This is a genomic window from Bifidobacterium tsurumiense, assembly GCF_000741765.1.
Lineage (GTDB): Bacteria > Actinomycetota > Actinomycetes > Actinomycetales > Bifidobacteriaceae > Bifidobacterium > Bifidobacterium tsurumiense.
This window is the reverse complement of record NZ_JGZU01000009.1, coordinates 25293-37827: the sequence shown is the minus strand read 5'-3', so window position 1 is coordinate 37827 and position 12535 is coordinate 25293. Positions and strand designations below refer to the sequence as shown.

Annotated in this window: 9 protein-coding genes and 1 riboswitch; of the genes, 6 read left to right on the top strand and 3 right to left on the bottom strand. The window is 53.5% G+C overall.

The annotated features are described in order from the left end of the window. The first annotated feature begins 140 nt into the window (after positions 1–140). The 3 genes from BITS_RS04390 (at position 141) to BITS_RS09090 (ending at position 3068) form a co-directional block, all read left to right on the top strand. Positions 141–1805 carry an ABC transporter permease gene (locus BITS_RS04390; protein WP_034533727.1) on the top strand — a complete coding sequence of 555 codons (1665 nt, stop codon included), beginning with the start codon at positions 141–143 and terminating at the stop codon, positions 1803–1805. A 121-nt stretch (positions 1806–1926) separates the two neighbouring features. Continuing rightward, positions 1927–2736 carry an ABC transporter ATP-binding protein gene (locus tag BITS_RS04385; RefSeq protein WP_081693507.1) on the top strand — a complete coding sequence of 270 codons (810 nt, stop codon included), beginning with the start codon at positions 1927–1929 and terminating at the stop codon, positions 2734–2736. Between the two features lie 155 nt (positions 2737–2891). Beyond that, positions 2892–3068, top strand: coding sequence for a hypothetical protein (locus BITS_RS09090; RefSeq protein ID WP_155804627.1), 177 nt, complete (start codon positions 2892–2894; stop codon positions 3066–3068). Positions 3069–3397: 329 nt separating this feature from the next. On the opposite strand, the gene BITS_RS04380 is transcribed toward BITS_RS09090, so the two are convergent. The 3 genes from BITS_RS04380 to BITS_RS04370 form a co-directional block, all read right to left on the bottom strand. Continuing rightward, positions 3398–6169: an ATP-binding cassette domain-containing protein gene (locus BITS_RS04380; protein ID WP_044259525.1), complete on the bottom strand. Its 2772-nt coding sequence runs from the start codon at positions 6167–6169 to the stop codon at positions 3398–3400. Between the two features lie 224 nt (positions 6170–6393). Next, positions 6394–7020 (bottom strand): ECF transporter S component, encoded by a 627-nt coding sequence (locus BITS_RS04375; RefSeq protein ID WP_026641949.1) that lies wholly within the window; start codon positions 7018–7020, stop codon positions 6394–6396. A 48-nt stretch (positions 7021–7068) separates the two neighbouring features. Further along, a riboswitch (TPP riboswitch) is annotated at positions 7069–7184 on the bottom strand. Positions 7185–7249: 65 nt separating this feature from the next. After that, positions 7250–8620 carry a dipeptidase gene (locus tag BITS_RS04370; RefSeq protein ID WP_026641950.1) on the bottom strand — a complete coding sequence of 457 codons (1371 nt, stop codon included), beginning with the start codon at positions 8618–8620 and terminating at the stop codon, positions 7250–7252. A gap of 204 nt (positions 8621–8824) precedes the next feature. Between BITS_RS04370 and BITS_RS04365 the strand changes: the two genes are divergently transcribed. The 3 genes from BITS_RS04365 (at position 8825) to glnA (ending at position 12431) form a co-directional block, all read left to right on the top strand. Next, on the top strand, positions 8825–9430 hold the full coding sequence (locus BITS_RS04365; protein ID WP_026641951.1) for a DUF3043 domain-containing protein: 606 nt from the start codon (positions 8825–8827) through the stop codon (positions 9428–9430). Between the two features lie 341 nt (positions 9431–9771). Continuing rightward, positions 9772–10554 carry a DUF4191 domain-containing protein gene (locus BITS_RS04360; protein WP_026641952.1) on the top strand — a complete coding sequence of 261 codons (783 nt, stop codon included), beginning with the start codon at positions 9772–9774 and terminating at the stop codon, positions 10552–10554. Positions 10555–10994: 440 nt separating this feature from the next. Beyond that, positions 10995–12431: a type I glutamate--ammonia ligase gene (glnA, locus tag BITS_RS04355; RefSeq protein WP_026641953.1), complete on the top strand. Its 1437-nt coding sequence runs from the start codon at positions 10995–10997 to the stop codon at positions 12429–12431. Positions 12432–12535 lie beyond the last annotated feature (104 nt).

Below are 12535 nucleotides of genomic sequence, written 5' to 3'. Positions count from 1 at the left end.
GAAGCTTTTCAGATTCTGACAGTTGTAACGCAGACTTACTCCAGCGCACTGCCAAATACGCAAGGTTCAATGAGTCCATCCGGCAAATCCACGCTGCGCTTCAAACACAGGGTGCGGCACCTCATTGTCAAAGGACCAACATGTTCGCATGGAATAACGCATGGCGAAGCGTCACCCGCAATAAGGGGCGTAACGTCCTCATCGTCATCATTGTCGCCATAATCGCAGCGGCGGCAACAATAGGCCTGTCAATCAGGCAGGCAGCTCAAACCGCACGAGATACTGGACTGAGCAATACCACCGTCACTGCACAGATTAGCGTGGATCGAAGCAAATTGATCAGCGATTCTCGAAGCGAATCCTCTGATTCCGGCACTCCTGATTTCGATAGCATGCGCGAAGCGTTGAGCGACAAGGAACTCAGCTTGTCTGACTACGAAAAGTATGCCGAAGCATCGTCAAGCGTGCAGAGCACCTACTACTCCGAAACCACTTCCCTTGCCGCCACGGATTCGTTCCAGCCTGTCGAGGATTCGACATCCTCCTCCCAGTCCTCCTCGGATTCCTCGAGCTCCGAAATCAACGCCGAAGACGGTCAAGATGCTCCGCAAGGAGGCGGTGGCGGCAGAATGCAGCAGATGTCCGGCGATTTCCAGCTCACTAGTTTCAGTTCAGATACCGCAGTGGCCAATGCAAGCAACGGTTCATTCACCATGGTGGATGGCTCTGTATTCGGTTATGAGGAATCTTCGAACGGACAGGTGATTATTTCCAAGGCACTCGCTGACTTCAACAATCTCTCTGTCGGGTCCACGATTACCGTTGCCGATGCATCCGATTCCTCCACTACCTACACCTTGACCGTGGTTGGCATATACGAGAACACCACGGATTCCAGCTCGCAGGGTGGCCCCATGGGCTCGTCCGCTTCCGATCCGGACAATGCCATCTACACCTCCGTCTCCACGTTGAAATCCTTGGGATTGGATAGCGATTCCGATAGCGATTCGGCGGCTCAGCTCAGCTTCACCTACGTATTCGCCAACAAGGATGCATACGAAACCTTCGTCACCGATGTCAAGGCAGCCGGTTTGTCCGACGATTACACCGTTTCCTCAGCTGATGTTGATGAATACGAATCCAGCTTGGTTCCGTTGAACAACCTCTCCCAGTTCGCACTCACCCTGCTGCTGATTGTGCTGGGCGTCGGTGCCATAGTGCTGATCGCCATCAATGTCTTCAATGTCCGCGAACGCAAATATGAAGTCGGCGTTCTGACGGCCATGGGCGTGAAAAAAGTTACCGTGGCGGCACAATTCGTATTCGAATTGTTCATGGTCACGCTTATCGGCTTGGCCATTGGCGTGGCAGCAGGTGCAGCGACATCAGTGCCTGTTTCCAACCAATTGCTCGCAAGCCAGGTTGCAGCCCAGGAAAGCGAACAATCCAGCCAGCAGGCACAGTTCGGGCGAGAGATGCAGGGTGGACCGGGCGCTCAGACATCATCTGATACGTCAAGCGATTCGGATAGCTCCTCCTCTGATTCAAGCTCGTCTTCCAGCGAGAGCTCGCAGAGCACTTCGAATGATTCCTCCAGCACCGCGGCACAGACCCCATCGGCTCCCGGCAATTCACCATTCGGTCAGGCAACGAATTACCTCTCCGAAGTCAATGCCACGGTGAACCTCTCGGTGGTCGGACAGCTCGTGCTTATCGGCATCGCACTCACGCTGTTCTCCTCGCTCGCCGCAGTGATCTTCGTCATGCGATACGAACCGCTGCAGATCCTCGCCGATCGATCCTGATTTCCACGGTGGTGGGCGCCTACCCCGCGCCCGCCACCCTCTCAAACAACATCACATCCTCGTTGTTAAACCCCTCCCATCCGAGAAACTTCATCAGCCTCGCCCTTAAGGAGCACACATCATGGCAAAGCAATCCACCACCACAGGAACCACCAAGGAAAACAATCTCCACGATAACGCCCAGGAAGATGAGCGCACGCAGCTCGATGCTTCCACTGACACATCTGAAGCCATCCTGGAACTGCGCAATGTGGGATACGCCTATTCAAAGGGCGGAAAGAAAGTACTGCGCAATATCAGTCGTACATTCCACACCGGTTCGGTCACCGCGATCACCGGTCCTTCCGGAGCAGGTAAGACCACCATGCTTTCGTTGATTTCGGGACTCACCAATCCCACTGAGGGCGAGGTATTGTATCAGGGATCCCCTCTGTCCAAACAGGATCGCTACCGCTACCGCAGCCATGATATTGGCGTCATCTTCCAGAGCTTCAATCTGCTCCCCGCTCTCACCGTTTCAGAGAACATCATTCTGTCTTTGGAGGCATCGGGCAAAAAACTCAACGAATCCAAAAAAGATGTGGCGTTGCGATTGCTCAAGGAGGTCCATCTTCCAGAAGATTATGCCAATGAGCGCATTCTGCATCTTTCCGGTGGTGAACAGCAACGTGTGGCCATAGCGCGAGCCTTGAGCTATGATCCGCAGATTATCGTCGCCGACGAGCCCACCGGAAACCTGGATCTGGCAACCCAAGATGACATCATGGGCATTTTCCGCGATTTGGCTCATACTCAGAACCGCTGCGTCATAATCGTCACTCACAGCCCCCAGGTCGCACAGGCTTCTGATGAAGTCTTTGAATTGGCTCCTCTTCGTCGCACCAAGCAGCAGGATAGATCATCATCAAAGAACGCTGAACATCACGTCTGATGTCCCCTCTTATCACAGAAGCGGGCTAATTCCTTATTGCAAGGCGGATTCCTTAATTTCTGCCGCACAGCGCATCGATACCAGTGCGCAGATATAAGGAATCACCGACCAAACAGATTCCCAGCACCTCCAACTACACCTTTGAAGGAATAATCATGAACACCAACAACAAGCTCCACTCAGCAGACCAATCCGAACACATGCTGCCGCCTATCGCTCGGTCACGCACGCGACAGCAGCTTGGCTTGCGCAGGATCGGATACATTCTTGCTGCAGCAACGGCTGCACTCGGGTTGACGTTTTCTGCGGCGCGCAAGACGGTCGAAGCTTGATGCTCTCCCGAAGAATCACCATGAAAAGACAGGATGACATGGCTTCATGAAGTTGACAACGGTTCATGGGCTGCGGACTTCCTCGCCAAGGAAGTGTATCGGATCCTGAATCTTTTCCCCTTGCATAACAGCTGGCGACACCGTTCATACAACGTCACCAGCTGTTATGCGTCCGATCATGTGCTCATATCAGCCGAGTATTGGATACGGTCGGAATCGCGCCTCAGTACTGAGACGTGTCATATCCAGCATGACCAGCCCTTACAAGATTCATCGGTGAGGTTTGCCGCCGACTTGCCCGTTGGAAAAGCTCATCCTGCTTACATCAATCATCCACCGAAGAAGGCGAAGTGACCGGTCGCTCCTGCCACGCACAATGCAATAACGGGCACGCATAGGCATCCAACGACGAATATCCGATCTCGCAGTCTCACTTCGCTGATTCGCGCATGGCTTCTCGGCCCCGAACCACCAAAACCACGAGCTTCCATGGCCACTGCAAGCGTTGTTGAACGCCGTATGGAGAGTACCAATAGCGCAAATGCCTGCGGGAAGAATGAACGAATTTTCCCGTCCTCGCCAAGACCGCGAGACCTTCTCGAAGCGGTGAGGGCAGCCCAATCATCCTGCAGCACGGAGAAAAGTCGCATACCTGCCAAACCGCCATACACGAATCGATCCGGCAGATGCAGCACCTGACTGAATGAATCAGCCAAATCGGTGGCATCAACACCGGCTATGGTGATTATGGCAGGAATTCCGATTGCAAGAATACGCAAAGCCGTTGCCAGAGCCAGAGTCACCGATCGCTCGCTGATCAGAATCCAGCCCCATTGCCACCAGATTTCACCGCCGCTTTTTCCATAGAGCAGTACGGCCAAAGCCGATCCAGGAGCGCCTATGAACACGGGCCATGTCGACGCAATCACACGCCAAGGCATCAATCCCATGGCCATCAATAGCAGGAATTCCAATCCCAAAGCCACGGAGGCGGACATCCAATCCAATGAGAGCAGCAAAGGCAACGAAGCCGCAAAAGCGCCTATTAATCGGTATGCAGGATTCATGGAAGCCAAGACCGGAGAACGACTTGACTGCCTTGGTTCCTCGTCACGACGATTGACTTCACTGACCAGAATGCTCTCCATACCGGGCACAGAGGCATCATCGGCTGTGGAGGGCAAGGCCTGTTCGACATCCTCGCTGTCGTCAGCATCCTCATCTATCGTCCGTTCGACAGGCAGATCTGCCTTCGCGGGCAACATTGGCGATTCTCCTTGTGCTTGCTCCGAGGCATCGAGTCGTTGGTCCCAAACACCCGACTGGTGTTCAGGCAGCAGTTCAATTACTCGAGCCTGAAGTTCGCGCACCAATTCCCTGTCATGAGTCACCACAACAATGCCGACTCCGTCATTGCGCAAGCTACGAATAAGTTCCACCATCTGCATCCAGGTATTGCGATCCTGCCCGAAAGTCGGTTCGTCCAATATCAGCAAACGAGGCGCAGCGGCCAAAGCGGCTGCCACAGTCAATCGACGCTTTTCTCCTCCGGATAAGGTGTACGGATTAGCCTTGGCGTAGCGATCCAGACGGAAGCGTGTCAGCAATGATTCCGCTCTACGCTTGGCATCCTCTTGGCTCATACCCGTGCGTATCGGACCGAGCATGACCTCATCCAAAACACTTCCAGTGGCGAATTGATGTTCTGGATTTTGGAAAACATAGGATATACGAGACGCCAAAGCACGAGATTTCCACGATATCGGTGCAACACCCAAGCCGTCGGCAAGAGCTTGGGATGCCTGAACGCTTCCAGAGACAGGAGGAAGCAATCCCGCCAAGGTCAGCGACAGTGTCGATTTGCCTGCGCCATTGGCTCCGACCAAAGCCGTCACTTCACCTGCGGCCAGAGCAATGTTGATATCAGAAGCTATCGCTTGACCGTTGCGTCCGATTGCCAGATTTTGAGTGGTTACCAGGATCTCGCCCCGACGAGTGTCTGTGTCACCGTTTTTCGGCGAATCATCGTGAGCAACATCCCCTTCGCACGCAGCGGCATCGGATACCTGCGCTGCCTGGTCGTTCGATGAAGTCTGCTGTCGATCGCTCATTGACTTGCCGGCACTCTCATGCCGCTTGTCAATATAAATGCGAGGAAGCCAAATACCCAAGCTGGCGAAATCGATATCGGTCCTCATGAACACGTCATCAGGACTGCCGTCTGCAACTATCACAGTTCGCCGTTGTGCGCCGTGACCGGTCTCGCCAGCATCGCCAGTATTCGTCTCGACTCCAAGCACAATAACCCTGTCGAGCATCTCGACCCATGGCTGTGCATGATGTTCAACAAGAACCATGGTCGCACCCGTACGATCCACGACATCTTTGACCGCATCCACTATTTGCTCAACACCGTCCGGGTCGAGATTCGCAGTCGGTTCGTCCAGCAAGAGCACGCCGGGTTGCATGGCAAGAGCTCCAGCCAAAGCAAGACGCTGGGTTTGTCCGCCACTGAGATGAGTGGTCGAGCGATGCAATTGCAATCCCTCAAGTCCCACGGCTTGCAAGCTTGTGCACACACGGTCCCATATCGCGTGCCGTTCTACATTCAGGTTTTCCGGACCGAAAGCCACATTGTCACCGAGGCGCTGAAATATGACCTGAGCATCAGGATCCTGCAGAACAAGACCGACCCTGCCCCGCGCTTGCTGAACAGGAACGCCATCGACCAGTACGCTGCCCTCGCTCACGCCGCCGTCTTCGTCAACCACTGCCTGCACGTTGACCTGCTTATCGGTTGACGGCCCCTTCTGACTGTGTCTGATGCGGATGCAGTTCCTCAGATGAGGTGTTCTCTGCATGTGAACCGCCCGTTTGCGATGGTTCGTGCTGCGCCTCTGATATTTCGGAACGCATCCCCTTCGCGCCCCCAGCAATCCCGCTGCACCCTCGAGCATGGTGGACTTGCCGATTCCAGAAGCACCGAGAATCAATACCTTCTGTCCGGCCGGAATGTCCAGGCTCAACCCTCGAACCGCAAAATTGCGTCGTGACGCATGGCGATATCCCCAATTATCAAAACGTAGTGACGCCGCCCCCAATGGCTGCGTATTGTCATGCTGCGTAGATTCCTGCTGTGGCTTGGCTTGTTCTGCGCTCACGCCGCAACCTCTCCTTCTTTGCACGCTGTAAACCAATGAATACACATGTGGGCGGCAACGTTTGATATTCGCTCCGCCCACCGATTTGTGCGACGCCCTTCTAGAAGAGCCGTGCATATCACGCTTCGCACAGTGTTATCAGATTGTGGCTATTGCCACGGTTCTCAATCAGAGACACCTCGAATCTCACGACCTGATTCGAATGCATCCAAAGCTCCGGTTTTTGCGATTGCTATGTAGAGATACCACATCAGTACACCTGCGAATATGGCTCCTGAAATAATCGTGGTGACTGCGTACATGATGCCGTACGAGCCCAGAATATCGATGCTCTGCAGATTCGTGAAGAATGAATATGCCCAGCATCCGAGGCCTGAAATGGCACCTGACAGGACCACTGCACCCATATTCCAACGCTTATACCGCAAGATCAGGAATACCACTTCAGCACCCAAGCCCTGCACAAGTGCGATAGCGAAGGTTTCCGCACCACCCCATTGGTTGCCAAACAACGCTTCCAATACGCCGGCCACGACTTCGGCATAAATGGCCACACCGGGCTTGCGAACAATTACCGCGGCAAGAGGTCCTGCAAACAGCCATAAACCGTTGATGATCCCGGCAAGGCCAGGAATAACGCCATCCAATATCGTCCAAGGGCCGGAGCTGACGATTGCCACCACCCAATAAATCAGTGCGCTGGCCACGCCAATCACAGAAGCCACCGCGATATCGACCACGCGCCATTGCAACTGTTCTTCGTGCTTGTTTGGGTAATCTACTGCAGACATATGTGCCTTTCTGCTCGTTGCGCTGTAGGTTGCAGCGCAGGGACTGAGGCACGGGAAAAATCGACATCCGTGCGCCGGCATTATCCGGTTTCACGTTCAATCGGTCGAGGTAGTCCTCATCTCAGCCGCGAGGCATTCGCCAAGCAGCTCCCGTGTCAATTCTCACAGTGTAAAGTCACCTATCGTCAAGCTTTGGCAGGCGTGACGGCAGTGGCCTCTCAACATTCTTTCACTCACCTCCGAGTTTGCTGAGTAGCAAGGCTTCAGCGATGACATTGTTGCGCAAACCTGATAAGGAAATGGACTCGTTCGGACTGTGAGCATTCGCCTTGGGATCTTCCGGTCCGGTGACCAATACCTGTGCCTGTGGGAATATGCGCTGCAATTCAGGAATGAACGGAATGGAACCGCCCTCTCCCTTATTGACGGGATCAACGCCGAAAGCTTCTTTCATGGCCTGCAAAGCATCCTGGGTAGCTTCAGCGTCCGGATCCATCGCCCAACCCATACCGTTATCCAGTGGGGTCACTTCGACCTTGGCGCCGAACGGAGCGTTCTCGACCAGATACTTGGCCAATGCCTGCTGCGCCTCCTGTGGCTTCTGGCCTGGCGCAGTGCGCATCGAGAGACGAATGCGCGTCTGATTGGCAATGACGTTGAAGGAGCCTTCAACAGGATGCACATCCATGCCAATGACCGTGATGCTTGGCTTCGTCCACAAGCGTTCGGCCAATGACCCGGTTCCAGCCATCGTGTAGGTCGGCTCAACAGCGGCATCGGCGCGCACGGATGCTTCATCCAAATCACGTTGCAGACCACCGACAACTTCTTGAGAGGCAACGCCCGGGACGATCACATCGCCATGCTCGTCATACAGGGACGAGATGAGCATCGCGGCCAAGGTATTGGCATCGAGAATCGGTCCGCCAAATTGCCCTGAATGAACAGGGTGACCCAAAACCGAGACTGTGACATCAAGAGTGGTATTCCCTCTCAGACTGGTGGTCAGGCTTGGAATGTCGGCAGACCAGTTGCCGGAATCAGCCACGATGATGACATCACTGTCGAATTCTTCGCGATGTGATTCGATAAATGGAATAAAGCTCGGAGACCCCATTTCTTCCTCGCCCTCGATAAATACCTTGATATTCACCGGCAGGTCATCGCCCAATGCCTGCAAAGCCCCTGAGTGGATGGCGATTCCGCCTCCGTCATCCGCCGATCCGCGCCCATACAGCCTGCCGTCGATCTCTGTTCCCACAAATGGATCGGTATCCCATTGTGAAGCATCCGGAACCGGCTGCACATCATGATGGGCGTACAGCAAAACCGTTGGCGCCTGCTCGTTTACGATTTTGGATCCGATGACTTCCCAAGCTCCGGCGCTTCCGTCTGGATTAGTGGATTGCACGACCTTCGCATCGACCCCGACCTTGATCAGCTCATCGGCCACAAATTGGGCTGACCGCTTCATATGATCGGCGGCAATGCCCTTTGAAGACACGGAACCCAATGCTATTTTCTGCTTGAGTAACTCCACGATTCGTTCCCAATCGTCATTCACCCGTTTGCGCAGTTCATCGACTTGACCAGCTGCCATCGCTTTCTCCTTTTGCTTGGGCCAGTTCCACCTTTTGCTTAGACGACTTCGCTATGCAACCCGCAGCCCTCTGCGAGATGCCCATTCGTGTCATCAATGCTTCCTTCCATCCTCGCTAACTGCCAAGACCAAAGCATTAGGCATGCACTTCAAATCGGTGAAAAATCAACATCTAGCGTCGAGGCTTCACCGTAGTCTTCAAGCATGGTTTGGAATCCGTTTAAGAAAGGCGACGCCGCCGAGACCGCCCAGGATGCGGTTCCCGAGCAGCCCGCTTCACAAAGCAAAGGTCGTCCGACCCCAAAGCGCAAGGACGCACAAAAGCAGAATCTACGCCCATTGGTGCCGACAGATCGCAAGGCCAGTGCAAAGGCTGCACGTGAACGCGTGCGCAAGCGTGAAGACGCTGAATATGAGGCAATGCGCACTGGTGATACCGCGCATATGCCACGTGCAGAGCGCCTGCCTTGGCGTATTTACATCCGTGATTACGTCGATGCACGATTCAATCTCGGCGAGTTCTTCATCCCAGTCGCCGGAGTTGTGCTCATTTGCATGCTGTTCTTTGGATCGATGCCAGCGGTTCTGCTCGGATCGACCATCGCGTTGTATGGCTATCTCTTCGCAGCCATCATTGATGTGGTATTCATGTGGCGCAAGCTTAAGCGCAAGCTGATCGATAAATACGGCGAACAGGCCGTGGCTCGAGGATCCCGGTCTGCCACATATGCTTGGAGCCGTGCCATCCAGATCCGGCGTTTCCGCTTGCCTAAGCCACGCCATGCAAAGCGTGGTCATTGGCCAGAATAAAGAATCTAGAAATTGTTGTGAAATAACCGCACAATATGGCTCGCAATTGGTTGTGACTAGACAACGAAAGCGGCATCGGCATTGAGCAATGCCTCATATTCTGTGATGTGGGTGCAAGGAAACCTGTTTTCCTTGCACCCACATCATTTTGCATCCATATCATCGGCAACTCATACCGGAATTGATGTCTGCATAGGGTCTTTTGGTAGCGAGTCCTGATATCGATGCCCAAAAGGATCACAGCAGTCCCAATCCCTACGGGCATCTCTCCTGATAGGATGTTGAGCCAGTGCGTGCAACTTCGCATCGTATGCATGCAGAAACAAGCAAGTGAGGAATTGATGGCAGACAAGGAAGCACGCGGCAAAAGGCCGAATATCATCAAGCAGATCATTCAGATCTACAACTACACCTACGCCGAAGACAAGCAGCTCCCCTGGTTTCTTGCCGGCGCCTTTGCACTGCCGGTAGTTTTGATGATTGTTCTGGGCATCGTATTCAATTGGTCGATTCTCAGCTGGATCATGTTCATGGTCACCGCGATCATGCTCGGTCTGTTGCTGTTCACTATCGTGCTTACCCGCCGCGCCGACCGAGTAGGTTATGCGAAGATTGAAGGCCAGCCGGGAGCTTCGGTGAGCGTGCTGAGCAATATCAACCGTGCCGGATTCAATTTCCCGCAGGAGCCTGCATGGATCGATCCGAAAACCAAGGACGCGATTTGGCGCGGCACTGGCTACAACGGCATCTACTTGCTTGGCGAAGGCGACTATGCTCGCGTGAACAAGGCGATGAATCGTCAAGAACAGAGCATCAAGGGCGTAACCGCAGGCTCGCATATCCCTGTGTATCGCATTATGGTGGGCACTGGCCCTAAGCAGGTTCGACTGAAGAATCTGCGTCGCACGGTTATGAAGTGCAAGAGCTATATCCCCACGAATCACAAGAATGGATTGATGGCACGGATTCATCCTCGTCAGCGCTTCTTCCTTACCAAGGCCGAATTGGAAACCTTGAATGATCGTCTGCGCACCTTGCAGGCAAAGAATGGTTACGGAATCCCCAAGGGAATCGATCCGAACCGTCCGCAGAAGGTCAGCCGTCGAGCGATGCGCGGACGCTGATCGTTCCGTTCCTTAATATTCAAATCCCCGGATTTTGAACCGCACCCATCTGGACTGAAAAAATACAGGTCCATGATTGCAGGTGCGGTTCATTTTATTTAACTCAGGGATTGTGATATCACCATGAACAATATGGTGATAATACGGTATCTCGCAACTCGGCGTCCATTGGTATGAGTTCGATATATACCAATGCAAAACATAACTAAATACTGCAATTGTAATTACATAGAGAAGAACAAATTCGTTTCACGAGCCCATATCAACCACATAAATATACGAATCATCACAATGAGGTCTTCGATGCAAACCGGCATTGATGCCGCCGAATAACGCTGAATACACCATTACGAAACATTCTCGTAACCAAATGGGCAAGTCAACGAAACTCACCACCCTACACTGGTTACTCGTAAGTTCTTTTCGAAAGGAGCGTTTCATTGACTGCACTCACCACTAAGGAAGACGCCGAGGCCCTGATCAACCAAGAGGGTATCGAATATGTTTCTGTTCGTTTTACCGATCTGATTGGCGTGCAGCAGCACTTCAACGTTCCAGCGAGTGAATTCCTCAAGGACGCATTTGACGAAGGCATGCCGTTTGACGGCTCGTCCATCGAAGGTTTCCAAGCCATCAACGAATCCGATATGAAGCTGGTTCCGGATATCACCACGGCATATGTGGATCCCTTCCGCCGCCACAAGACTCTAAATGTTGCTTTCTCGATCGTTGACCCTGTCACCGATGAACCATATTCTCGCGACCCTCGTCAGGTTGCCGCCAAGGCCGAGGCCTATTTGCAGGCGACCGGCATTGCTGACACGGCATCATTTGCACCAGAAGCTGAGTTCTTCATCTTCGACAAGGTGCGCTTCGAGAACAGCATGCGTCGTTCCTTCTACGAGGTTGATTCCATCGAAGCACCTTGGAATTCCGGCATCGACACCGAAGATGACGGCACCCCGAATATCGCTTTCAAGAACCGTGTGAAGAAGGGCTACTTCCCTGTTCCACCGGTTGATCATTATCAGGATCTGCGCGACGACATGGTCGCCAATCTGCAGCAGGTCGGCCTGATCCTCGAACGTTCTCATCATGAAGTCGGTGGCGCCGGACAGCAGGAAATCAATTATCGCTTCAACTCACTGCAGCACGCCGGCGATGATCTGATGAAGTACAAGTACGTGGTGCACGAGACCGCTGCTTTGGCTGGTAAGGCTGCGACCTTCATGCCTAAGCCAATCGCAGGCGATAACGGAACCGGCATGCACTGCCACCAGTCCTTGTGGAAGGATGGTAAGCCACTGTTCTACGATGAGACCGGATATGCAGGACTGTCCGATCTGGCTCGCTGGTACATCGGCGGCCTGATCAAGCACTCCTCTTCGGTGCTGGCATTCACCAATCCTTCTATGAATTCATATCATCGTTTGGTTCCTGGATATGAAGCACCAGTCAACCTCGTGTATTCGGCTCGTAACCGTTCCGCCGCCATCCGCATTCCTCTTGCTGGAACCAGCCCTGCGGCAAAGCGCATCGAGTTCCGCGCTCCGGATCCATCCTCGAATCCGTTCCTCGCCTTCTCCGCACAGCTTATGGCAGGTCTGGACGGTATCCTCAACCACATCGAGCCACCGGCACCGATCGACAAGGATCTCTACGAGCTGCCTCCAGAGGAATACACCGGCATCAAGCAGGTTCCGGCATCTCTGGACGAAGCATTGAACGCTCTGGAAGAGGATCACGACTTCCTGAACGCAGGCGATGTCTTCACCGATGATCTCATTGAGACTTGGCTTGACATGAAGCGTGGCGAGTTGGAAATGGCCCGTTTGGCTCCGACCCCTCTGGATTACGAGCTGTACTTCCATATCTGATATGTGGTTGCCCATAGCACTTCGTTGCACATCGAGCATCGACCACAGCTAGTGTTGGTTAAGTAAAACAGTGGGCTGTGCCTCATTTGAATATGAGGCACAGC

What these genes read in the sequence shown, in the direction of transcription:
- BITS_RS04365 (WP_026641951.1), top strand. Translation starts at nt 8,825, where the DNA reads ATGGTTTGGAATCCGTTTAAGAAAGGCGACGCCGCCGAGACCGCCCAG.
- BITS_RS09090 (WP_155804627.1), top strand. Translation starts at nt 2,892, where the DNA reads ATGAACACCAACAACAAGCTCCACTCAGCAGACCAATCCGAACACATG.
- BITS_RS04360 (WP_026641952.1), top strand. Translation starts at nt 9,772, where the DNA reads ATGGCAGACAAGGAAGCACGCGGCAAAAGGCCGAATATCATCAAGCAG.
- BITS_RS04390 (WP_034533727.1), top strand. Translation starts at nt 141, where the DNA reads ATGTTCGCATGGAATAACGCATGGCGAAGCGTCACCCGCAATAAGGGG.
- BITS_RS04370 (WP_026641950.1), bottom strand. Translation starts at nt 8,620, where the DNA reads ATGGCAGCTGGTCAAGTCGATGAACTGCGCAAACGGGTGAATGACGAT.
- BITS_RS04385 (WP_081693507.1), top strand. Translation starts at nt 1,927, where the DNA reads ATGGCAAAGCAATCCACCACCACAGGAACCACCAAGGAAAACAATCTC.
- BITS_RS04375 (WP_026641949.1), bottom strand. Translation starts at nt 7,020, where the DNA reads ATGTCTGCAGTAGATTACCCAAACAAGCACGAAGAACAGTTGCAATGG.